At 66.5% G+C, this 22,716-nt stretch carries 18 protein-coding genes and 9 pseudogenes; 19 read left to right on the top strand and 8 right to left on the bottom strand.

Translation table 11 applies throughout. The annotated features are described in order from the left end of the window. Positions 1–88: 88 nt before the first annotated feature. Positions 89–1,316 (top strand): annotated as a pseudogene (locus OG609_RS41025) (IS701 family transposase). Between the two features lie 10 nt (positions 1,317–1,326). Here the strand turns inward: OG609_RS41025 and OG609_RS46535 are convergent. Continuing rightward, entirely contained in the window at positions 1,327–1,581 is a 255-nt protein-coding gene (locus tag OG609_RS46535) for a DUF2750 domain-containing protein (RefSeq protein ID WP_442818044.1), read from the bottom strand. A 152-nt stretch (positions 1,582–1,733) separates the two neighbouring features. Here OG609_RS46535 and OG609_RS41020 point away from each other — a divergent pair. Then, positions 1,734–3,266 (top strand): annotated as a pseudogene (locus OG609_RS41020) (RHS repeat-associated core domain-containing protein); the annotation flags it as partial. A gap of 14 nt (positions 3,267–3,280) precedes the next feature. Here the strand turns inward: OG609_RS41020 and OG609_RS41015 are convergent. Together OG609_RS41015 and OG609_RS41010 are read right to left on the bottom strand one after the other, a co-directional pair. After that, a complete protein-coding gene (locus tag OG609_RS41015) occupies positions 3,281–4,171 on the bottom strand; it encodes an IS3 family transposase (protein WP_327278357.1) in 891 nt (296 codons plus the stop codon). A gap of 17 nt (positions 4,172–4,188) precedes the next feature. After that, positions 4,189–4,476 (bottom strand): transposase, encoded by a 288-nt coding sequence (locus OG609_RS41010; protein ID WP_327270990.1) that lies wholly within the window; start codon positions 4,474–4,476, stop codon positions 4,189–4,191. Between the two features lie 103 nt (positions 4,477–4,579). Between OG609_RS41010 and OG609_RS41005 the strand changes: the two genes are divergently transcribed. Further along, complete coding sequence (locus OG609_RS41005) at positions 4,580–4,894, top strand: integrase core domain-containing protein (protein WP_327277437.1); 315 nt, start codon at positions 4,580–4,582, stop codon at positions 4,892–4,894. Here the strand turns inward: OG609_RS41005 and OG609_RS41000 are convergent. Then, entirely contained in the window at positions 4,878–5,750 is an 873-nt protein-coding gene (locus OG609_RS41000; RefSeq protein WP_327277436.1) for a transposase, read from the bottom strand. The two genes, OG609_RS41005 and OG609_RS41000, sit on opposite strands and share 17 nt — an antisense overlap. A gap of 724 nt (positions 5,751–6,474) precedes the next feature. On the opposite strand from OG609_RS41000, the gene OG609_RS40995 reads away from it, so the two are divergent. From OG609_RS40995 to OG609_RS40975, 5 genes are all read left to right on the top strand, one after another. After that, the gene (locus OG609_RS40995; RefSeq protein WP_327277435.1) at positions 6,475–6,681 is read left to right on the top strand and encodes a hypothetical protein; all 207 of its coding nucleotides are present in this window, start codon (positions 6,475–6,477) and stop codon (positions 6,679–6,681) included. A gap of 591 nt (positions 6,682–7,272) precedes the next feature. After that, complete coding sequence (locus tag OG609_RS40990; protein WP_327277434.1) at positions 7,273–7,449, top strand: hypothetical protein; 177 nt, start codon at positions 7,273–7,275, stop codon at positions 7,447–7,449. Positions 7,450–7,593: 144 nt separating this feature from the next. Next, positions 7,594–7,794: a hypothetical protein gene (locus tag OG609_RS40985; protein WP_327277433.1), complete on the top strand. Its 201-nt coding sequence runs from the start codon at positions 7,594–7,596 to the stop codon at positions 7,792–7,794. A gap of 1,017 nt (positions 7,795–8,811) precedes the next feature. After that, positions 8,812–9,105 carry an integrase core domain-containing protein gene (locus OG609_RS40980; RefSeq protein WP_327277432.1) on the top strand — a complete coding sequence of 98 codons (294 nt, stop codon included), beginning with the start codon at positions 8,812–8,814 and terminating at the stop codon, positions 9,103–9,105. A 346-nt stretch (positions 9,106–9,451) separates the two neighbouring features. Continuing rightward, a complete protein-coding gene (locus OG609_RS40975) occupies positions 9,452–9,625 on the top strand; it encodes a hypothetical protein (RefSeq protein ID WP_157987277.1) in 174 nt (57 codons plus the stop codon). 182 nt (positions 9,626–9,807) lie between these two features. On the opposite strand, the gene OG609_RS40970 is transcribed toward OG609_RS40975, so the two are convergent. Next, positions 9,808–11,409, bottom strand: a complete 1,602-nt coding sequence (locus OG609_RS40970; RefSeq protein WP_327277431.1) for a peptide-N4-asparagine amidase — start codon at positions 11,407–11,409, stop codon at positions 9,808–9,810. A gap of 167 nt (positions 11,410–11,576) precedes the next feature. Here OG609_RS40970 and OG609_RS40965 point away from each other — a divergent pair. The 4 genes and pseudogenes from OG609_RS40965 to OG609_RS40950 form a co-directional block, all read left to right on the top strand. Further along, a pseudogene (locus OG609_RS40965) lies at positions 11,577–12,782 on the top strand (ABC transporter transmembrane domain-containing protein); the annotation flags it as partial. Positions 12,783–12,915: 133 nt separating this feature from the next. Next, positions 12,916–14,424 carry an IS4 family transposase gene (locus OG609_RS40960; protein WP_327277430.1) on the top strand — a complete coding sequence of 503 codons (1,509 nt, stop codon included), beginning with the start codon at positions 12,916–12,918 and terminating at the stop codon, positions 14,422–14,424. Between the two features lie 169 nt (positions 14,425–14,593). Then, a pseudogene (locus OG609_RS46530) lies at positions 14,594–14,907 on the top strand (IS3-like element ISRhosp5 family transposase); the annotation flags it as partial. Between the two features lie 285 nt (positions 14,908–15,192). Further along, positions 15,193–15,744: pseudogene (locus tag OG609_RS40950) on the top strand (UDP-N-acetylglucosamine--N-acetylmuramyl-(pentapeptide) pyrophosphoryl-undecaprenol N-acetylglucosamine transferase); the annotation flags it as partial. Positions 15,745–15,757: 13 nt separating this feature from the next. Here OG609_RS40950 and OG609_RS40945 read toward each other — a convergent pair. Beyond that, positions 15,758–16,231 carry an arsenate reductase/protein-tyrosine-phosphatase family protein gene (locus OG609_RS40945; RefSeq protein WP_327277428.1) on the bottom strand — a complete coding sequence of 158 codons (474 nt, stop codon included), beginning with the start codon at positions 16,229–16,231 and terminating at the stop codon, positions 15,758–15,760. Between the two features lie 179 nt (positions 16,232–16,410). On the opposite strand from OG609_RS40945, the gene OG609_RS40940 reads away from it, so the two are divergent. From OG609_RS40940 to OG609_RS40920, 5 genes and pseudogenes are all read left to right on the top strand, one after another. Beyond that, the gene (locus OG609_RS40940; protein ID WP_327277427.1) at positions 16,411–16,920 is read left to right on the top strand and encodes a carboxymuconolactone decarboxylase family protein; all 510 of its coding nucleotides are present in this window, start codon (positions 16,411–16,413) and stop codon (positions 16,918–16,920) included. Positions 16,921–16,935: 15 nt separating this feature from the next. After that, positions 16,936–17,298, top strand: a pseudogene (locus tag OG609_RS40935) (GNAT family N-acetyltransferase); the annotation flags it as partial. 154 nt (positions 17,299–17,452) lie between these two features. Then, a pseudogene (locus OG609_RS40930) lies at positions 17,453–17,602 on the top strand (IS701 family transposase); the annotation flags it as partial. Positions 17,603–18,582: 980 nt separating this feature from the next. After that, positions 18,583–19,047 (top strand): annotated as a pseudogene (locus OG609_RS40925) (reverse transcriptase domain-containing protein); the annotation flags it as partial. Between the two features lie 184 nt (positions 19,048–19,231). Further along, complete coding sequence (locus tag OG609_RS40920; RefSeq protein ID WP_327278429.1) at positions 19,232–19,903, top strand: hypothetical protein; 672 nt, start codon at positions 19,232–19,234, stop codon at positions 19,901–19,903. Between the two features lie 73 nt (positions 19,904–19,976). Here OG609_RS40920 and OG609_RS40915 read toward each other — a convergent pair whose 3' ends face one another. Next, on the bottom strand, positions 19,977–20,774 hold the full coding sequence (locus OG609_RS40915; protein WP_327277426.1) for a hypothetical protein: 798 nt from the start codon (positions 20,772–20,774) through the stop codon (positions 19,977–19,979). A 138-nt stretch (positions 20,775–20,912) separates the two neighbouring features. Continuing rightward, on the bottom strand, positions 20,913–21,680 hold the full coding sequence (locus OG609_RS40910; RefSeq protein ID WP_327277425.1) for a transposase: 768 nt from the start codon (positions 21,678–21,680) through the stop codon (positions 20,913–20,915). Between the two features lie 400 nt (positions 21,681–22,080). On the opposite strand from OG609_RS40910, the gene OG609_RS40905 reads away from it, so the two are divergent. Further along, the gene (locus OG609_RS40905) at positions 22,081–22,323 is read left to right on the top strand and encodes a hypothetical protein (RefSeq protein WP_327277424.1); all 243 of its coding nucleotides are present in this window, start codon (positions 22,081–22,083) and stop codon (positions 22,321–22,323) included. A gap of 45 nt (positions 22,324–22,368) precedes the next feature. Continuing rightward, positions 22,369–22,584, top strand: a pseudogene (locus OG609_RS40900) (hypothetical protein); the annotation flags it as partial. Positions 22,585–22,716 lie beyond the last annotated feature (132 nt).

Genomic DNA, 22,716 nt, shown 5'->3' with positions numbered 1-22,716 from the left:
ATCGTGACTTGTGTGGAGTAATGATGAGACGGTGGCCGCAGGTCACAGCATAGATCCCGCTCGTTGGCGGGAGGCGTTCGAGGTGGCCATGGGCCGTATCGCGGGACAGTTCGCCCGGGTCGAACCTCGGCGCCGGGCCGGGCGGTTGGTGCTGGGCCTGCTGTCGGACCTTCCGCGCAAGAACTGCTGGACGATCGCGGAGTGGGCCGGGGAAGCGAGCCCGCACGGCATGCAGCATCTGCTGTGCCGGGCCTCCTGGGATGCCGACGCCGTCCGCGAGTACGTCGTCGAGCACCTGCACGACCAGGAGGCGGTGCTGGTCGTGGACGACACTGGCGACGTGAAGAAGGGTGTCCACACCGTCGGCGTACAGCGTCAATACACCGGCACGGCCGGGCGGATCGAGAACTCCCAGGTTGCCGTCTACCTTGTCTATGCAGGTGCCCGAGGCCATGCGGCGGTGGACCGGGAACTGTACGTGCCCCGTTCCTGGACCTGTGACCACGACCGGTGCAAGGCAGCGGGGCTCGGCGAGGACATCGTCTTCGCGACCAAGCCTGAACTGGCCCGCACGATGATCGAACGGTTCCTGGACGCCGGACACCGCGTCGGCTGGGTCGCCGGCGACGAGGTCTACGGCGGCAACCCGAAGCTGCGGTCCGCCCTGGAGGAGAATGGCCTGGGGTATGTCCTCGCGGTGGCCTGCTCGGCCGAAGTCACCACCAGGGCGGGCAAGTTCGTTCCGTGCCGACACGCTCGCCGCGAAGGTGCCGAAGCGTGCCTGGCAGAAGCTGTCGGCAGGCGCGGGAGCCAAGGGCCACCGCTTCTACGACTGGGCCGTCATCGACCTGGCCGAGCCCGGCCCTGGCCACCGGCGGCTGCTGATTCGCCGCAACCGCCGCACCGGTGAACTGGCCTACTACCACTGCCACTCCACCCGGTTGGTCCCGCTCACCACCCTGGTCAGGGTCGCCGGATCAAGGTGGCGGGTGGAGGAGACTTTCCAGACCGGGAAGGGGCTGGCCGGCCTGGACGAGCACCAGCTCCGCCGCTACCCCTCATGGGCCCGCTGGGTCACCCTCGCCATGCTCGCCCACGCCTTCCTCGCCGTCGTCCGCGCCGACGAACACACCCGCCCGGCCTCCGACGACCTCATTCCACTGACCTGCAACGAGATCCAGCACCTGTTCATCGCGCTCGTCGTCCAGCCGCTGTCCAACGTGGCTCACCGCCTGCGCTGGTCCGAGTGGAGACGACGTCATCAAGCTCGATCACGCACCAGTCAGTACCGGCGACAAGCCGCCACTCAGACATGAAGATCACGATCTACAGCTGGAGTACTAGATCCGGCAAAGCCGCGCTTCGCCAATGATCCAGCGGCATTGAAACAGTTCGAAATTGAGGACCCCATAGCTGAGCGGCGCGCTGCGCACGGGTCTTCGACGACCAATAGGGGAAAGCTGGTTGCCCAGAACTTGAGACCGGGGTCGGACTGCCGTCGTCGTCTCGAGCCCACCAAACCGTACGAGTCCGAGCGATCTCACGGAAGAAGGCCGCTGCCTGAGCCCCGCTTGTGCTCACCTGAATCCTCCTACGATCGTCCCGACTTCGGCATCACGCTTGAGCGCGGCACCAGAGGGCACCACTTGCCGCCGGTCCACGACGTGCACACTGCCGTTTGGGCGAGTCGCGCGCCATGGGCAAGATCTCGCCAACAACACGGCTGCGGTGCAGACTACTCCGCGACCGAGCTCTCCCCTTCATCTTCCTGGGAAGCCGGCGGCAGTTCGGGCGCATTCACCTGGAACTACGGCTTCACTGTGCCGCCGGCCGCGGCCGGCCCCACGCCACCGTTGTCTCTGTCCTACGACTCGGGCAGTATCGACGGGCGCACCGCCACCACCAACAACCAGGGCTCTGCGGTGGGTGAGGGGTTCTCCCTGACCGAGTCCTACATCGAGCGCACCTACGGCAGCTGCGACAAGGACGGTCACACGGACGTCTTCGACCACTGCTGGAAGTACGACAACGCGCGCATCGTCCTCAATGGCAAATCCAGCCGCCTGGTCAAGGTCAACACCTCTGGAGACTGGCGTCTGGAGGACGACGACGCCTCCACCGTGACCCGCTCCACCGGCGCGGACAACGGCGACGACGACGGCGAGTACTGGACCGTCATCACAGGCGACGGCACCAGGTACGTGTTCGGCCTTAACAAGCTCGACGGCGCCGCCGACCAGCGCACCAACTCCACGTGGACTGTCCCCGTATTCGGCGACGACTCGGACGAGCCCGGCTACGACAAGGGCAGCGCCTTCGCCGAGCGGTCCCTGACCCAGGCGTGGCGGTGGAACCTCGACTACATCGAGGACACCAGCGGCAACGCCTCCACCTACTGGTACGCGAAGGAGTCCAACTACTACCCGAAGAACAAGGCAGCGACCGCTAACGCCTCGTACACACGCGGTGGCTACCTCAAGGAGATCAAGTACGGGCTGCGCAAGGGCGCCCTGTTCACCGATGACGCGGACGCGAAGGTGACCCTCGCGCACGCGGAGCGCTGCACCGTCGGCGGGTGCGCAGATCTCACCAAGGAAACCGCCAAGAACTGGCCCGACGTCCCCTTCGATGCCATCTGCAGCAGCAGTGACAGCGAATGCAATGCTGCGGGCCCGTCCTTCTTCTCCCGCAAGCGCCTCACGGGCATCAGCACCTTCTCCTGGAACGCCACCAGCAAGGCGTTCGACCCGGTGGACACGTGGGCGCTGACCCAGGACTACTACGACGCAGGTGACATCGGTGACACCACCGACCACGTCCTGGTCCTGGAGTCGATCAAGCGTACGGCCAAGGCCGGTCCTGCGGCGGTCGATGTCAACCCGGTGACTTTCACCTACCAGTTGCGCCCGAACCGGGTCGATGGCACGGACGATATCCTGCCGCTGAAGCGGCACCGCATCGAGACGATCACTTCCGAGACCGGATCGATCACGACGGTCACGCTGTCGCAGCCCGAGTGCAAGCGCAGCGAAGTCCTCGGCGCCGCGCAGGACACCAACACCCGCTCCTGCTACCCGCAGTTCTGGAACATCAACGGCGCCACCAAGGCGTCGGTGGACTGGTTCCACAAGTACCGCGTTCTGGCCGTCGGCGTCGCCGACCCCACCGGCCAGAACGAGGCGATCGAGCACGCCTACGACTACGCCGGTGCTGCCTGGCATCACAGTGATGATCCGTTCACGCCGAATGAAGTTCCCCCCTGGTCTTGGACAGCGGTTGCTTACGCTGCGGGGGTGAAGTCGTGCTGCAGCCTGGCTCGGGTTTCGAGTGGGGTGAGGTACCCGAACTCGGGGTGCTTGCGGAGCCTGGTGCGGTTGTACTCGACCTCGATGAAGCGGAAGATGTCAGCGCGGGCCGCCTCGCGGCTCTCCCAGACGGCGGTGCCGATCTCCGCTTTCAGCAGTCCGAAGAAGCTCTCGGCTGCGGCGTTATCGTAGCATATGCCGGTTCTTCCCATGCTCTGCCTCAGGTTCAACTCCTGTAGTTCGCGGCGGAATTCGCCACTCGTGTACTCGCTTCCGCGATCGGTGTGCATGATGCAGCCACCCTGAAGGTCACCGCGGCCGGCGGCCATCCGCAGCGCGTCGGTGACCAGCTCGGCACGATGGTGTTCGGCCATCGCGTAACCGATCACCTCGCGCGTCGCCAGGTCGATGACGGTCGCGAGATACCACCAGCCGTCGATCGTCGGCAGATAGGTGATGTCACCGACGAGCTTCATGCCGGGCCGGTTAGCGGTGAAGTCGCGGCCGACCAGGTCCGGAGCCGGTGCGGCCTTGGTGTCCTGTTGCGTCAGGTGGCGGCGTCTGCGGCGGGTGATGCCGCGGATGTCGCGCTCGCGCATGATCCGCTCGACCTTCTTCCGGTTGATCGCATGTCCCTTGCGCCGCAGCGCGGCGTGCACGCGCGGGGCGCCGTAGGCACCCCGCGAGGAGGCGTGGATCTCACGGATCTCCTCGCTCAACTCGTCCTCGGCGCACTGTCGTTCGGCCGCTGTCGGCCGGGCCGCCAGCCAGGAGTAGAAGGTGGAGCGGTTGATCCCCGTGACACGGCACAGCAAAGCCACGCTGTAGCCGCCAGGGTTGGCCTCGGCGGCCTTCTCCGCGTCGATGAAACGGCACAGCGTGCCTACTTCATCGTCTCCTTCGCGAAGAAGGCCGCTGCTTTTTTCAAGATCTCGATCGTCTGCTGCTGTTCCCGGTTCTCCCTGCGCAGCCGCTGGAGCTCATCCTTCTCCGCCGTGGTCAGCGCGCCGGGCGCCCCCTCGCCGCAGTCGACCTTCGCCTGCTTCACCCAGCCGCGAAGCCCCTCCGCACTCACACCGAGTTCCCGGGCGACCTCGGTGACGTTCCGCCCTGACGACCGGACCAGTGCCACCGCGTCCCGCTTGAACTCCGACGTGTACCGCTTGCTCATGTTGCTCTTGCCACTCAACCTGGACTGCTTCCTCCGGGACTGATCCGTCCCAGTATCAGGCTGTCCACTTCAGAGGGGGAACTTCATTCAGGGTGGCTGCATCATGCACACCGATCGCGGAAGCGAGTACACGAGTGGCGAATTCCGCCGCGAACTACAGGAGTTGAACCTGAGGCAGAGCATGGGAAGAACCGGCATATGCTACGATAACGCCGCAGCCGAGAGCTTCTTCGGACTGCTGAAAGCGGAGATCGGCACCGCCGTCTGGGAGAGCCGCGAGGCGGCCCGCGCTGACATCTTCCGCTTCATCGAGGTCGAGTACAACCGCACCAGGCTCCGCAAGCACCCCGAGTTCGGGTACCTCACCCCACTCGAAACCCGAGCCAGGCTGCAGCACGACTTCACCCCCGCAGCGTAAGCAACCGCTGTCCAAGACCAGGGGGGAACTTCACCCGCTCCGCTTTCGTGCGGCTGGCGAAGGCGGTGTAGGCGGGTATCTCGGCGACTTCGGCGTCCGAGACGAGCTCACCGGTTGCAGGATCGGGCACCGCGGTCGGGTATGTGATCTGCTGCCAGGCCTGGTCGGGAATGCCGAGGACGGCCCGTTTGATGGAGGGGTTCAACCCGCAGGTAATCGAGAAGTGGGCTCCGGCCCGGCGGCAGGCCGAGATCACCCCGGCGTTGTAGAACTGCGAGTCCGCTCGCAGGATCCGGGTGCCGGTGCAGCCCGCCTCGACGGCGGTGGACAGCGCCTCACTGACGAACTTCGGGGCCCCACGGGAATCGGCTGCCTTGCCGCGGCGCATCCGTACTGTGGCGATCACCGGCCGCGCGTGCGGGGTGCAGATCGTGGCGAGCAGGGGGTGCAGGGTGCGGATGCCCTTGAACCGGCCGTACTCGGCACCCTGCTTGGCCCGGCCGTAGACCCGCTTGTGGGTGGAGTCGATATCAATGAACGCCTTGTCGCCGGCACCGGGCAGCAGCGGGGCGTGCGCGGCCAGTTGACCGAGGAACCTGCGGTGGACAGCGTGGAGTTGGAGTGCGTGACCGTGGGTGAACGAACGGAGGAAGGTGCCCAGCGTGGACGGCGCACGGGCCCCCGGAACAGGGCCGGCATCGCGCCGTGCCGCAGGATATGGAGGTCGTCGATACTGTCCGCGCCCGCCGCCATGCCGGCCACGATGCTGCTGACCTTGACGTCCGCCGACGCACCCGCGCCGTTCCTCGTCCCGCTCAGCTTCACCTTCTGCGCCACCAGGCCCGACAGCCCGCACCGTTCGGCCAGCCGCATCACCGGAACCAGCCCGGCATGCGCGACCAGATTCGGGTCATCGAACGCAGCGGAGACCGCCGCTGGAGTATGGGAAACTTGCATCTCGGAAGTGCCTTGCCGATCGTGCGTGCTGGAAGCCTCAAGAACTCCCATCATCGCAGGTCACAAGGCACTTCCTTGTTTCTCGAAGAGTCATCCACAGCCATCAGATCGGTGGATCAAGGCTTAGCCGTCTGGTCATCCGAACCAGCCGCGAGGTGGAGGCGAATTTCCGCTAGGCACTGTGCGACTGCTGTAGAGGTACCAGGAACCTCATTGCCGGCCTGCCCATAAGAGAAACGGATGACGGTACCGCCCTGACCATCCGAAACAGCACCGTCTTGGACCGCAGATCGTTGACCATTGCCCGCCGCCATCACACCCCCGAAGCCAATGCGAATGTTGCATACGCCGTCCTCACCAGTGGATGGCGTGAGGCCGTGCGATCCGCCCGAGGATATCGCGCGGGAAAGGTCCAGGACACGCGAGTGCCGAACATGCTGGTGCCCAGCACCAACTAATGAGTTGCCCACATGTCCGCTCCCGACTGGCCGTTCGGCGCCTTGTGCATCATCGTCCCGATATGTGCTTTCACGACGCCCTGCTGCTTGTCCTGCCCGACGCGGAGCTGAACGGAGCCCCACCGCACGAACGCTCCCCCAGCAGCCAGCAGCACCACACCCCACATGACATTTACCGACACGGACCGCGTGGAACTAGAACGCGTCGCCCAGGACCTGCACGCTGAGGCAACCTCCGAGAACCCTGAACCGGGTCGCCTGCGCCAGTTCGCCACCCAGTTCAAGGACAAGCTCCTGGAGGCCGGCACCACCATCGCGGCCACGATGAGCGTTCAGATGGCCGAGCAAGCCCTCGCTGCGCTGGGGCAGTAGCCATTCCCGCAACGCTATGGCACCCGGGATATCAGCCACTTCCCAGGAGCCAGCTCGGGTTCGCCGGACGGCGCGCGGCCGGGTGTCTGTCGGCGGGCGTGAGCAGCTGCCAGCCGTGAGGGTCGACAGCGGTGTTTCATGACGGTGGACAGGCCCTGACCTGTACCAGTGAACGCTGGCACAGAGTTCGCGGGGGCAAGTCGGTGCCCTCGCTGCCGTTGAAAGCCCGATCTGTTCGGCTGCGCCTCGGCAGTGTTGGACCCCAATACCTCATTGCCGAGGGCCTGTCTCACGTATGGCGTTTGTGGCTGCCGTGTCCTGATCTGGAGGTAGCTTCAGGAGCAGCGCAGGATCAGCTCCCCCCGAGCCGACATGTCGAGGGGTAGCTGTTCGAGCCGTGAACAACGACCCGGCCACCTGCTACCTCACCGCTCACCGCGGGCGCCTCAGAGCGTGCTCGCATTACCCATGGGATAGCAGCACCTGAGCTTTACTGTCGGCGTAGACCTCAGTTCTGACCACACAAATCGGTGGTCGAACTGAGTGGACGTCACCCATGTTCGACCCCTGGATCACGAGGGACTCGAACGGGTGGACTCCATCATTCTCTGGCTGCTGGCAGCCTCCGGCGTGCTGAGCATCTTCCTATTCGTCGCCCGGGGACTGCTCGACCAGCTGCCCGAAATCATCATCGCCTGGCGCAAGGTCCAGCGGATGTACCAGAGTGCTGACCGGAACGTCGACGACTCGACGGGCACTGACGTATGAGATGGCCTGGGAGCGATCTACGGGATGGGCCCGCGTCTCTACCGGGAGGCGTGACCTGACGGTCAGGGAACGACGACAGCGCATCGAGCAGGGAACGCGACCGTCTGACCGTGTCGTTGGTCCACCCGGCGAGGAGCGTCCGTGATGACACGTCGGAGTGACCGCGGTGCCCCCGAACCACAGACACCGTGGGACGAGGTCAGGCCTCGGCTATGGCTAGGCGGTCACTTCTGGGCCACCCCTGACGGCGATGTGCAGACCGCCCTTGTCGGTGGTGAATTCGCCCTGATCATCAGCCTGTTCACCCGATCAGGCCGCGGACCGACCCTGGAGTCGATCAACTGATCGGTGAGATCCCCGACGGTCCACTCACGGCTGAGCAACTCCGCCGCATCACCGCACCAAGCCGTCAGACCAGTTCACTCCCCCAGGCGCCAGTAGTCCAAAGCCCCCGGCCGAAGGCGCTGATATGGAACTGACCCTGGGTGCGCCGCGTGAGCCCGTGCGCGCGGTATGACTGCAGTGAGTTTCAATCGCCCGTGCCGCCCGCACCGTGGCTCACGCATCCTCGTCTGCTTTCGCCCACGCTGCCCTGGCGGTAGGTTTCAGGATCTCCCTACACGCTGCTGGCGTCTCATCGAAACGGACCGCCTCAACAGCAGGGCAAGCGGGAACGAATGTCCGACCTTATCGATCTGCACCGAACTGCCCGCACGGCAGCTCTTCTTCGCCCAGCATTGATCTATGGACATGGTCGACCTGGGTGCGATCGCAGCCCTTCTCTCCGTTCCCACTGCCGTAGTCGCAGCATGGTGGACCAAGCGCAGCGCAGAAGGCGCAACGTCTGCCGCACTCCTCGCCGGGCGTATCCAGGCCGACACGACCATCTCGGCGGTACAGACCCAGAGCCTCCTCAACCGGGATCAGCAACGGCACATTGCACTCGGCAGCGCGTGCATGGAGTTCCTGAGTCTCCGACACCCTGGTGGGTGTGGTGAAGCGACTCCCGAGCCTCAATCACGATGAACGCCAGGCGCTCGCGGCCAAGCACGCTATCCCGGTGGAAACCCGTTACGCCTCACTGGAGCTCCTCGCCCCTCCTGATGTCCTTACAGCCGCAGAGTGCCTTCTCTCGCAATGCCGCCTCTTGGAACGCTGCGCGCTCGATCGCGCGGTATTGCGCGCGACAATCAGCTCCCTGGAAGCAGGCTGGTGTCCCGGCGACCCAGAAGATTGCACCGACGATCGTCATAGCGCGGCGACCTCGGCGAGCGGGGCGCCGGGCCACGGTTCCTGCTACGCGACCGCGACAGCAAGTACACCGACGCCTTCGATGCCGTCTTCACCGCCGAGGACACTCAGGTGCTGCTCAGCGCGCCCCGGGCACCGCGCATGAACGCGCATTGCGAACGCGTGATCGGCACCATCCGCCGCGAGGCCCCCGACCACGTCCTGATCCTGGGCGAGAGCCACGCCAGGAAGGTCCTGACTGACTGCCAGGACCACTACAACGGACACCGGCCGCACCAATCCCGGCAACAGCTACCGCCCAGCGCGACCGAGCAGCCCGCAATCGTGCACGACCTCGACGACCGAAGCCTGCTCCGCACCAGGGTCCTCGGCGGCGTCATCAACGAGTATCGATACGCCGCGTGACCTGCAACGACGACTTTTCGAGCCCCACAGGGTGGCCAGCTTCCGCGCTTTGGGCGATGTGTCCGGACCTTTTTGTGCGGGCGGACGGTAAACCGACTGCCGAAGGCGCTGGCTTCCTCTGGGTGAGTGGCCGAGCGAAGCCTGACCCACGCAGTGTCGTGAGCCAGGCCGGTCAGGCGGGAGAGCCGCCTTGCCTGCCACGAAGTGATGGGCGACCACAGCCAGCGGCGCATCTCGCTGCAGAGCTGGTCGAGGGCGTCGGCCAGGGACGCGCCGGGTTGGGCCCAGGCGGTCGGGAGGGCCCGGGCGCCGTCGCCGTGCTGGTCGAGTAACAGGACGCGCGCGCGTGCCCGGCACGGTGGACCAGGGCCAGAACCTGGAAGTCGCTGATGCCCGCGCGGTGGGTGTCGTCGACGATCCGCCGCTGGGCGGCCAGGTCCAGGCCGCGGGGCATCCAGGGCTGGTGGGGCGTCACTTCGGGGCCGTGAACAGGGTTTCCTGGGTGGCCTGGAAGCGGTAGGACTCGGTGCCGGTCTGGTCGGGCCGCCGCTGTCCGTCACGCTTCTCTCGCTGTGGGAACTGCGCCGACTGCGCACTCATTTCGGTCTGACCGTACGCGGTGCGCTGCGGCAGGACGACCGTGTGCCGGCATAACTCCGGCGAGGTACGCGGGGCCCTGCGCGCGCAGGGCCCCGCTTCACTTCAGCAGCCCGTACGGTCCTCCGTCAGGGTGCCCTGCTCGGTCCGCAGTGTGCGGTCGTAGCAGCCTTCCGACCCGTCCAGCCGGTAGCGCTCGCTCGACGTGCCGACAGCATGGCGCTGGTCACGCGGGACACCCAGCGTCCAGGCGGCGTCGCCGGTGTAGGTGTCGTCGAGCCGCGACCAGGAGATGCGCTTGCCGGCGCGTACGACCGAGGTATCGGCGCGGTCCCCGAGCGTGAGGACGGTGCGCAGCCGGTTGTCCGTGCCGATCGTGATCTCGCCGTCCATGGTGTAGACGCGGTGGGTGTGCGCGACGCGCGCCGGGCCTCGGCCGTCCACGGTCACCGTCTCGTCGTCGTCCCAGCGTGACGTGAGCCCGTCGGTGTTCTCGTCCTCCGTCCAGCGGTGGACGGAGGTATTGGCGAGGGTGCGCGAGACGGTGGTCTCGACGCGCCCGTGCGAGGTGTCGACATAGCCGGCGACGGTCAACCGGTGGCCACCCTTGGTGTCGAGCCGGTTCAGCGAACCGGGCGTGACCGTCGTCGAGTTGGAAAGATCACTCTGATCGTGCTTCGTTAGCGCCCCGGTGACGTGCTCGCTGCCCTCGTCCTGCCAGACCAGCACGTTGGCGGGCGTGTTCCAGCCGCTCTGTCCGGCGGGCAGTCCGGCGACGGACACCTCGACGCGGTGCTCGCGCCCGTCGTTGAGGATGCCCGCGAACGGCGTCAGGTCGTACTCGATCGGCTTCACGTCGAAGGCACGCGGCGCCGGAACGACGTACCAGAGGAAGGGGTTGGACCATCCTCCGGTCCATACGTTCGGGAACGGCGCTGCTATTCCGGCAAGTTGGCCGTCGACCTTGATCTGCACCTCACGGTACGGGCCGTTGTCCGCCTTGCAGGAGTACGGAGCGGAGTCCGGCACGGTGAGGTACCAGAACTCCTCGCAGCCGCCGCCCGAGCCGGTGGCGTACACCTCGGCGACGATGCGCTCCGAGTTGCGCGGGGTGGTGAGCCGGGCGCCGTCCAGCGGGATCACCTTGTCGGGCGTCGCCGCCGGCTTCGTACGCCCCTCGGCGGCGTAGAAGGTCAGCGTGACCTCGACGTCGATGACGCCGGTGTACGTCTCATTGACAACGTTGCCGATGAGCATGTCGACGTCCTGCCCGCGGCGAAGCGTGTCGCTGTAGTGCGTGACGTCCTTCTCCACCGACCAGTTGATGCCGTCGACCGAGGGCTCGGGCGTGGACGTACGGAACATCTCCACGCCGCCGATGCGGAGGTAGCCGAGCCGGTCGAACTGGCGCCCCTCGACCTTTCCGTCGAGGCGCAGCACCACCTTGCTCCAGCGGTCGCCGCACTCCTCGGGCGGAGTGTAACTGCCCCTGTACGGCGTGAAGTTGCGAAACTGTGTCTCGGCGACGGTGACTTGGCAGGAGCGGGTCGGGGGCTTCGCGACGGGCGGCGCCGCGGTCAGCGGGTCGTGCCAGTCGGTGCCGAACTCCGGGGGGACCGGCTCGGCAGCGACCGCCGGGCTCGCGCCGAGCACCGAACCGGCGGCCAGCACCAGTCCGGCGAGCATGGACGTGATCTTACTCTTCATGGGTCAGGAGTGAAGCGCGGGACGAACAAATGCGCCAGAGGCGAAAATTCGACCTTGGCGCGTTTTGTTCCCTCATGCGCAAAAATTAATTGCCGCGACTGCCAGCGGAACGCGAACCTTGCACGGTTTGAGCCACTCGCCACCCTCTCAGCGATCCGTGGGACGTCATGCAGATTCGCGATCTTCCGTTTCCGATCCCGGTGATCCCGACGTACGGTCAGGCAGCCGCTTTCTGCTGTGGCTTGCCCGGCAACAGCTCGGCGGCCAGCTGAAGTCACCCGGCTGTGGGCTGCTGCACCAGTGCGGAATCGCCGGCCTGCCGCTCGCCGTGGGCGTCGCCGCGCAGGCCGTCGTGGACCGCTCCGGCAGCAGGCTGGCGCTCGCGGGCGGGCTGATCCTGCTGTTCGGCGCCGCCATCGCCGTCGGCGACACCCTGCTGCACCGCACCGCCATCACCAACTGGATCACGGCGGCCGCCCGGGTCCAGCACCTGCTGGCCCGTAAGACCGCCGAACTCGGCTCGGTACTCACCCGGAGGGTCGCCGCGGGCGAGATGGTCGCGGTCTCCACCGGCGACGTCGAGAAGATCGGCTGGTTCGTCGAAGCACTGTCGCGCTTTCGCCGCCGCCGCGACCGCCCTCGCCCTGGTCTGCGTCGCGCTGGTCGTGTACCAGCCCACGCTGGGTGCGGTGGTCGCCGGCGGCGTGCCCCTGTTGGCCCTCGCCGTACTGCCGCTGCTGCCCCGGTCCACCCGACGCGCCGACATCCAGCGCGAAAAGGCGGGCCGCGCCGCCGAACTGACCTCCGACGCCGTCGCCGGCCTGCGCGTGCTGCGAGGCATCGGCGGCGAGGAGCTGTTCCTCGGCCGCTACCGGCAGGCCTCCCAGGAGGTGCGCAAGGCGGCCGTCCGCAGCGCTCGGATGTGGTCGCTGATCTCCGCGGTCCAGGTGCTGCTGCCGGGGCTGCTGATCACCGTGGTCGGGTACGGCGCGAGGCTCGCCCTCGACGGCCGGATCTCCATCGGTGAACTCGTCACCGTCTACTCCGCGGTGACCCTGATGACTTTTCCCTGCGGCACTCCGAGGAGATCGCCATGGCGTACTCCTCCTCCCGACCCTCCGCGAAGCGGACGGCCCGGGTGCTGTCGCTGGAGCGCACCACGACCGACACCCTGGACAGCGCCGAGATTCCCGAGCGGCGATCTGTACGACCCGGTGACCGAGCTGCTCGCCCCGGCCGGCTGCTTCACCGCGGTGGTGTGCGGCGGCCCCGACGACGCCGACCGACTCGCCGAACGGCTCGGCGGGCATCCCGCGGAGGCCGGCGAAGCCGTCTCGGTCCGGCTCGGCGGAGTGCCGCTCGCCGAGCTGCCTGCTTCGGGCGGAGCCGGTCACTTCGCGAACCTCCGTGCCTCAGGTTTGACGAGTTGGAGTGTGTATTTGGCGTCTCTGCTTCGTGCTGCGCCTGCGTGCGCGTCGGCCGTCTCATCATCTCCTGCATGCGCCGATGATGGCCATCACCCGTTCGGTCACCGTGGCTGCGGGCAAGTTCGCGCCCGGTCATCTGGGCGAGCTGACGGCCGTCGTACCGTTCGAGTTGGTCGACGCTGTCCTTCACGAGACCCGTCGCCTCCAGAGGCGACTGCGTGATCTCCCGTCCCGTGTCGGCATCTACTTTCTGCTGGCGATGTGTCTCTTTCCCGAAGTCGGTTACCGGCTCGTCTGGGACAAGCTGACGGCAGGGCTGGCCGACGTGCCGGTCGCTTCTCCGACTCCAAAGGCGCTGCGGGACCTGCGGCGCAGGCTGGGAGCCACACCGGTGCGGGCGTTGTTCGACGTACTGGCCGGGCCGCTGGCGCGGCCGACGACCCCAGGAGTGAGCTTCGGCCCGTACCGGACGGTGTCGTTCGACGGCTGCAGTTCGCAGAAGGTCTCCGACACGGAGCGCAACCGGGCATGGCTCGGCCGGACCTCCCATCACGGCTATCCCACGCTTGAGTTGATGACACTCGTCGAGACCGGGACACGGGCCCTCCTCGGTGTGGTCTTCGGCCCCACCGACGAGGGCGAGACCAGCTATGCCTCCCGCCTTCTGCACCTGCTGCGGCCGGACATGCTGGTGCTGTGGGACAAGGGTTTCGACGGCAATGCCTTCCTCGTCGCGGTGAGTGCCACCCGTGCCCAGTTCCTGGGCCGGCTCCGCAGCAACCGGCGTACCCCGGTCCTCACACGTCTGGCCGACGGCTCGTACCTGTCGGTGATCGGCACCGTGAGGGTGCGGGTCATCGACGCGCAGATCACCGTGACGTGCGCCGACGGCACGTGCTTCACCGGTTCCTACCGCCTGGCCACCAGCCTGACCGACTCCCGACGCTACCCCGCCGACTCGCTGACGCGCCTCTACCACCAGCGGTGGGAACACGAATCGGCGTATTACGCGCTCCGACACACGATCACGGCCGGACGCGTCCTGCGTTCCGGCGACCCCGTCGGCGTCGAACAGGAGATGTGGGCGCTGCTGACGCTCTACCAGGCCCTGCGGACGGTCATGGTCGATGCCGCCGAGTCCGTTCCGGGCACCGACCCGGACCGCTGCGGCTTCACCATCGCCTTCCAGGCAGCTCGCGACCAGGTCGTCCAGGCCGCCGGCGTCGGCACAGCAAACTACGCCGCAGACGGCCGCATCGGACAGAAGCTTCTCGCCGGCCTGCTCCCGGCCCGCCGGCAGCGGGTGAGTACCCGCAAGGTCAAATCACCGATGTCCCGCTACAGCGAGCATCATGACGACGGACGGCCTGACGTCACCCTTGCCGTCACCAGCCTCGACATCTCCATCCACGAACCCCCGGAATCGCAGCCAGCCCTGCCCACCCGCTCCCGTGACGACCGGTATGTCCTCCCCACCCGGCGCCGCAGGCACCGGATCCTGGCCCTGCTCCAGGAGAACCCCACCCGCCTCTGGCGCCCCCGCGTACGAGTCCACACCCGGGGCGATCTACAAGAGCATCGCTGCTGACCTGGGCGTCAACCGGGCGACTCTGCGTGAGTGGGTGCCGCGGGACCGCGAACGCCGTGGCATCACCGCGGCAATTGCGAAGCCGGGCGCCCGGCCTCGGGAGGCGGTGCCGTCCGCTGATCCGGACGAGCGGGTGCGGCAGTTGGAGGCCCGGGTGGCCGAGCTTGAGGCAAGTGAGCGCAAGCTCGCCACCGAGCGGGACATCCTCCGCAAGGCGGCCAAGTATTTCGCCCGAGAGACGAACTGGTGAGGAGCCGCTTCCGGTTCGTTGACGACCATCGGAACACCTACGAGGTGAAGCGGCTCTGCCAAGTCCTGGACGTGAACCGGTCCAGCTACTACAAGTGGCTCGCCGGCGCCGAGGCCCGGGCCACCCGGCAGCGGGAGGACCGGATCCTGGCCGAGGAGATCCGCGAGGTCCACGGCGAGTCCGACGGCGCCTACGGCTCCCCGCGAGCGACGGCCGAGCTCCGCGAGAAAGGAAGCCTCCTGCGTCCACTGTCCGGCACACCCGTCACTCCTGCCACGTCGAGGCGATCGGCGATCACCCGCCTACGGCCCGGCCGTCGACGGTCCGCCAGTCGCATGCAACGTGCGCGGACCCTTCCTGACGAACCATCACCGAAGGCAGCGACTACTGACGGTCCGTCACGCGAGTGGCGCGCTGCGGAATGCCGCGACGTGCGGCCCCGGCGAGGGAGTCGCACCACGTCCCGTCGTCGCAGTCGCGACTGAAGTGGTGGTGCGTGTACGGGGATGCCCCTGGCTGCACGGCGTCTGCCGACCGTGTACGTCACCGGCGGCGCACAGGGCTCGCAGCAGATCAACGACGTCGTGCGGGACTCGCTGACGTGGCTGCTGGAGCGCGCGAACGCGGTCCACCAGTGCGGGCCAGCCAACGTCGAGGGCCTGCGGCAGCACGCGACGGGTCTGCCGCCGGAGCTGGCGGGCCGCTACTATCTCGCCGGGTTCGTCGGCCCGGAGCTCCCCGACGTGCTGGCACTGGCCGACGTCGTGGTGTCCCGTAGCGGCGCCGGGACACTCGCCGAGCTGACCGCGCTGGGCAAACCGGCTGTGTTCATCCCGCTCGCCACCTCGGCCGGGAACGAGCAGTCGCACAACGCCCGCCACCCCGAAGAGGCCGGTGCGGCCGTTGCCCTGCTGGGTGATGTCAGCGCCGACCGGCTCAAGGACGCGACCGGCCCGCTGCTCACCGACCCCGTACGGCGGGTGGCGATGGCGGAACGGGCCCGTGCGCACGGGAGGCCTGACGCGGCGGACAGGCTCGTGGACGTGATCCTGTCCGCTGCGTCCGGCTGACCGGCGCGGGGCGTTACGGGAGACGGCCGAAGTGCAGGGCCGTGCCGGTCTCGATCAGCACGGCGCAATCGTTGAACACGTCGTCGCCCTGGCCCATCGGGTCAGGGACGTCGCGGTTGCCGAGGTACAGGCCGAGCTTCTGTGCGTTGTCCTCGGTGCAGATCGTGCGGAGCGTTTCGAGGACCGCGGCGTCCATCGTCAGCACGGTGTCGGCCCAGTCCAGCATCTCCAGCGTGATCTGCTGGGCTCGGTGGGTGCTGAGGTCGTAGCCCAGCCGGTCAGCCGCCTTGATCATGGAGGGGTTGGCGGGCTGGTCCCGCCATTTGCCGATCAGTCCTCGTCTGCGCTGTTTCGGTTCCGGACGTCGTCCGGTGGTGCCGGGCGGGGGGTGCGGGCGGCTGCGGCCGTGGATGTCCGGCTGCCGAGCGGCACCTCGCGGGCGGACAGCACCTGCACGGCCGCCGGATCCGGCCAGGTCCCGGCTCATCCCGTCACCCGTTCCGCCACCCGTCTTGCAAGTTCATCTCGTCACTCATCGCGGCCCCTTCGGGATCTCTTGGGGTCTGCCTTTGGTTCTCCCGCTAAAAGTGATTGAATATTAAACCGAGCGATTTCGGGGTCGCCGTTCCGATCAGCCGGCGGCCCAAGCAAAGGAGGGGCAGAGCGGTGAGTGACGCTACGGCTGTACAGGAGCAGGGTGCCCGACGGGTCTACATCGACAAGGCCTCGCCCGAGTCGTACCAGGCGTTCCGGCGCGCCGCCGAGGCGGTGCATGCTGAAGCCGTCGCGGCCGGCCTGGAACCCTCCCTGCTGGAACTGGTCAACATCCGCGCCTCCCAGCTCAACGGCTGCGCCTTCTGCCTCAACGCCCACACCCGGACGGCCCTGCGCGCCGGGGAGTCCCCGATGCGCCTGGGAGTCCTGCCGGGCTGGCGCGACACGGAGGTGTTCACCGTACGGGAGCGGGCGGCACTCGCCCTGGCCGAGGCGGTGACGAACCTGGACGACGCCGCCGCGCAGGAGTCGGCGTACGCGACGGCCCGGGAGGTCTTCACCGAGGCCGAGATCTCCGCCGTGATCTGGGCGGCGATCACCATCAACACCTTCAACCGGGTCTCTATCCTTAGCAAGCACCCCGTACGGCAGACCGCCACGCCACAGCCGGCGCTCAGGTGACCGTACGAACTCCTCGCACCTACATTTCCGCATGGCCGGACACCGGACCCCACGCCCGAAAGGCTCACGATGACTATCGAAATCACTGACTCCCCCGACACGCACCGCTACGAGGCCCGCGTGGACGGGCAGCTCGCCGGCTTCGCCGAGTACCTGCGCACCAGCGAGAGCGCGCTTGTCGTCTTCACGCACACCGAGGTCGACCCGGAGTTCAACGGACAGGGCGTCGGCTCGGCGCTGGCCCGCGCGGGCCTGGATGCCGCGCGGGCGGACGGGCTGCGCGTGCTCTCGGTGTGCCCGTTCATCACCGCCTGGATGGTCCGGCACCCCGACTATCAGGACCTCGCCTATCAGAGCCGCAGCAAGGTCGCGGACTAATACTCCAGCCGGACTTCTTCATTCGTGCTGGTCAGCGGCTTGGGTGTGGGGAGTGTAGTGGGCTGGAATGGGGGTGGGGCGGTCTTTGCCGGGTCGTCCCGCGAAGGTGTGGCCGCGCTGCTTGTCGTGGCAACGTTCCGGGCAGCTCGCTCGCATGAGTCATGAACCAACGGGCGTGTGGGAAGAGGGACTTGCTGAGCTGCTCTTGCGGATCGGAAGGCGTTTTGCCCGCGTGGAATCTCGGCGCCGGGTGCGGGACTACGTCCGTGGGCTCCTTGGCCCGGTGGGCCGCAAGAACTGCTGGGTGCGCCACGAGGCGCCATGTGACCGAGTGGAGGTGGAAGACCTCTACCGCCGGGCCGTCGCAGCGGCCGGGTAGAAGCTGAGGGCAGTCCGAGCCGGGGAAACGCCGGTGAGGACGGAAAGCAGCCCTGACAACGCCGGGACGGCGCGGTACTGCCAGACGCGTCGGGTTCGGCAAGCAAGGCCAGAAGGCGTACGAAGAGGAACCCGTGTAAAGCCCCGTAAGTCTTGCGCCGGGCTCAAATCTGGCGGATATGGGCCCGGGGTGCAGTGCGTGACCGCTCGCTTCGACAGGGGTGGTCAACTCCGAAGCCGGTCTCCAACTGCCGGTGGGGAGGCCACGCTGAAGGTCTGCGGCGTAGGCGTGGCGATGCTGCCGGGGTAGTAGCGGGACGCCGACCTGGCCGATCGGCACATGGTGAACGTGGGAACCGCCTGCGGTCGCCCCCACTTTCCGGGCATCCGGTCCGGAGATCGAGGGCAGGCCCGTTGCCGGCTGAGGTCCGCAGGTGGGGCGGAGGCCCCGTAGTAGTCCGAGCGGAGGAAAGCTCCGTACATGGCGAAGGGGGCCAGCAAGACAGCAGGGAGGATGCTGCAATGCCGGGAGGCCGCTGGTGAATACCGACGCGCTGGAGTTCGCGCTGCTCAAGGCCGAGCGCCGGGTACTGGAGATGTAGACCAAGCTGCACTGTTGGGCGACCGACGATCGTGATCGCCGGTTCGATGACCTGTTCAATCTCGTTGCCGATCCCGCGTTCTTGCTGGTCGCGTGGGCTCGGGTGCGAAGAAACAAGGGCGCCCGCTCGGCCGGAGTGGACGGGCAGACCGCCCGCTCCGTAGAGGACGGGCAAGGGGTTGAGGTCTTCCTCAACGAAGTGCGGTCCGACCTGAAGGACCGTAGTTTCCGCCCGCTTCCCGTGCGGGAAGCGGGCGATCCCCAAGCCGGGGACGGCCAAGCGCCGTCGGCTGGGGATCCCCACCGTGCGGGACCGGGTGGTCCAGGCGTCCCTGAAGCTGGTGCTGGAGCCGATCTTTGAGGCGGATTTCCTCCCGTGTTCCTACGGATTCCGCCCCAGACGCCGGGCTCATGACGCGCTCGCCGAGGCACACCACTTCGCCAAGAGCTCCTATGAGTGGATGGTGGAGGGGGATATCGAGGCGTGTTTCGACTCGATCGACCACACGGCTCTGATGGGCCGGGAGCGCCGCCGAGTCGGGGACCGACGCGTTCTTGACCTGGTGAAGGCGTTCTTGAAGGCGGGCATCCTCAGCGAGGGCGGCCAGTCCAAGGACACCGACACCGGCACTCCGCAGGGTGGGATTCTCTCGCCGCTGCTGGCCAACATCGCCCTGTCCGTCCTCGATGAGTTCATCGCGGCGGGCCCGGGCGGGCCGAACTCCACACAGGGCCAGCGGGCCCGACGACGTCGGCAGAATCTGCCCAACTACCGGCTCATCCGGTATGCGGACGACTTTCTGATCGCCGTGACTGGGACTCGTGAGCAGACGCTGCTGGCGTCTCATCGAAACGGACCGCCTCAACAGCAGGGCAAGCGGGAACAAATGTCCGACCTTATCGATCTGCACCGAACTGCCCGCACGGCAGCTCTTCTTCGCCCAGCATTGATCTATGGACATGGTCGACCTGGGTGCGATCGCAGCCCTTCTCTCCGTTCCCACTGCCGTAGTCGCAGCATGGTGGACCAAGCGCAGCGCAGAAGGCGCAACGTCTGCCGCGCTCCTCGCCGGGCGTATCCAGGCCGACACGACCATCTCGGCGGTACAGACCCAGAGCCTCCTCAACCGGGATCAGCAACGGCACATTGCACTCGGCAGCGCGTGCATGGAGTTCCTGAGCGTCTCCGACACCCTGGTGGGTGTGGTGAAGCGACTCCCGAGCCTCAATCACGATGAACGCCAGGCGCTCGTGGCCAAGCACGCTATCCCGGTGGAAACCCGTTACGCCTCACTGGAGCTCCTCGCCCCTCCTGATGTCCTTACAGCCGCAGAGTGCCTTCTCTCGCAATGCCGCCTCTTGGAACGCTGCGCGCTCGATCGCGCGGTATTGCGCGCGACAATCAGCTCCCTGGAAGCAGGCTGGTGTCCCGGCGACCCAGAAGATTGCACCGACGATCGTCATAGCGCGGCGTACGTAGCCTGGGAATTCCTCGTCGAGTGGGCACGCAAGGACGAGGAGGGAAGAAGGCATGACCGGGATTTTCTGGACTACTGCCTCCGCAACAGCGCCACCCTCACCGAAATGCAGGTAACTCAGGCTCTCTCCCTAAAGGCTGTCCCGTAACCATCCGCCCTGGATCGGTTGCCACTGAACTTGGACCGGTTTCCTGCGTGGCCTTGGCCGTGGCCGTGAGGCTTCATTCGTTCGTGCGATAGGTCATGAACCAGTGGGTGTCGAAGTAGTGGGCCATCGTGAAGGGATGGTCCTTCTCAAGGAGGATGCGGCAGACGAACTCTGCGGTTGAACATTCGAAGGCGACGTTCTCGCCGTCGAATGCCCGCATGGTGACGGGCCAGTGGTCAGGGTCTCCGTCGTCGATCTGCCAGCAGTACAGATTCTCGTGCTCGGTGTTTGCCCAGACAAGCAGGCCGTCCTTCTTCAAGTCGGTCCACGGTTCCTGGTTCAGATGGAGGTACGCGTCGAAGGCACCCTCCCCGAACGTCTCCACCATGCGCTTGTAGTCGCGGGGAAGACGCGCGCCCATGCGCGCCTCGATCTGCGCCCAGTCGACGTCCGGTCGCTGGGGCGGCAGGATCCAGCCGGTGATGCCGATGAGCCGCTCGACCCAGTCTTCGTCCTGGCCGGCGATCCCCGCGGGCAGCGCTTGTACCTGCCGCGGGGTGACTGCCAGCACCGGCACGATGTCGCCCTGCGCATCCAGTGCGGTCCCCGCGCCGAGCCACTGCCCTGCATGGGCCCAGGCCACTACCGTCTCGGCACGGCCTTCGAGGAAGTCGAGGAGACCTGCGCCATGAACCTCGCTCACGCCCGGGTCCGTGATGCCGTCCAGGACCAGGGTCCGTGGTGCCCCGTGGCGGGAAGCCAGCTTCTTGACCAGCGCGTGGGGGTCGATGTCCTGCGAGAGGTACAGAACCCCGCTCGGCCGGGGAATCCGGTCCAGCAGGTTGTTGAGCATCGAATGAGTGAACTCCATGGAGGACAGGAAAGCGCACTCCACTGACAAGAGCCCGAGATCCAGCTTCGACGACAATCGGTCCAAGTGCGCTGTCCGAGGACAGCTACCGTGCGACGCCATTCGGGCAAGGCGGCCCCGCTCCCCTGCAAGGTGGGGCTATCCGGTGAGGGCCAGGTTGTGCAGGCGGGCGATGCCGTGCATCGCGTGCTGCACTCCATCGCCTCTCAGGCGGCAGTCGCGCAGGATCTTCCAGGTCTTCATCCGGGCGAAGGCGTGCTCGACGCGGGCGCGAACCGACTTGTGAGACTTGTTGTGTTCCTGTTCCCAGTCGGGCAGATCCTCCCCCTTGCGGCGGCGATGCGGCATTACGAGCCCAGTGCCCGGGTAGCCGCCATCGGCGATGGTCATCGTGTTGCCGACGGCGGCCTTCGCGCCGGACTCCGCCCAGGCCCGGCAGTCGTTGCGATTGCCCGGCAACGGCCGGCCGACCACCACGACCAGGCGGGTGTCGGCGTCGATGACCACCTGATGGTTGGTGGAATAGCGATAGTTCTTCGACTGCTCGGCCACCTTATGGTCCCGGGTGGGCACCAGGGTGCCGTCCACGATCAGCACCGCGTCCTTGGCGAACCGCTGGCGGGGATGCAGTGCAAACCTCGGGCCGAGGTCGTCGATCACCCGGTCCACGGCCGACTTCGACACCCCGAACAGCAGGGCCAGTTGCCGCATCGTCAAGTTCGTCCGCCAGTACGTGGCGACCAGCAGCACCCGGTCCTCCAACGACAGCTTCCACGGCCGGCCCCGGCCCGGAGAGTCGGCACCCTCGCGTCGCAGCGCGGTCACCAACCTGCCGAAGACGCGGGGACTCAGACCGGTGAACGGAGCTATCCAGAACGGCTCGGACGCCGTGATCACGCCTGACACGGTCGAGATCACCGCAGAGCAAGATCACTTACGGGACAGCCCTTAGAGGGGGAACCAGGAACAGTGCCCGTAGGGACAAGTTCTCGTCAGCGCTATGTAGAGGTACGTCTCGGGGGAGTATGAGAGAACGACCTTGAATGAATTAACGAATACGACCATGTTCATGCCACCTTTGGGTCAAACAACAAATACCCCCTCCCGGTCCGCAATGGGCCAGGATGGGGTATTTGTTGCGTTTGGAGCTGGCGGCATCGCGGCCCGGACAAGATCATCCAACGATTACACCGAAAGAATCGTTGGCCAGAACTTGCTGCCGGCGGCGCTACTTCGTACCTTCAACGCACCAGCACCAGAATGTTGCTGGTGCTGGCGGAGAGTCGCCAACGTGGAACGAGAGCAAGTGAACATCTACGTCATCGTTACGATGATCCTGGCCGTGCTGTACGGCTTCCATCGAGTGCTCGACGAAGTCGAGCTACTGAAGGAAAGGATCATCTCGGTGATCCAATCCTACGTGGAGGTACGCGACGAACTGGACAGGGCGAAGCGCTTCGATCCCCCAGAGTTGGACCAGAACCAACTGCAGGAGAACAGAGAGAATGACCCGGACGACGACGAAGGCTGCGACGGAGTTCGCCGCTAGTTAGGTTTTCGTCTCGGCTCCCTGAACTACGGAAGGACAGGACCCCTGGTCCCCTTCCGTGAAATCGTGCTCAAGGTTTACAGCAGGTGCGATCTTGCCTGCGGCCATTGCTATGTCTATGAATATGCAGATCAGAGCTGGCGCTGGCGTACCCGCCCCGAAGTAATCTCTGATGAAGTCATCTTCCGGACTGCTCTGCCAGGCGCTGAGCATGCCAAGACAAATGCACCGCCCTCCGTGTCAGTGATCCTGCACGGAGGACTCGAAAGCCGGTAAACGACGCCCCCTCGGTAATCCGCGGGGGCTTGCTTTGCGTTACAGGTCGTTGGTGTTATTGCTACATCAGCTGGCAGGGATGGATTCGTCCTCCTCATCGTCGGGTATCTCTTCTAA

Origin of the sequence: Streptomyces sp. NBC_01224, from assembly GCF_036002945.1 — a bacterium.
In the GTDB taxonomy this organism is placed as follows: Bacteria; Actinomycetota; Actinomycetes; order Streptomycetales; family Streptomycetaceae; genus Streptomyces.
The sequence above is the reverse complement of the archived record's forward strand: the minus strand, read 5'-3'. Positions and strand labels throughout refer to the sequence as shown.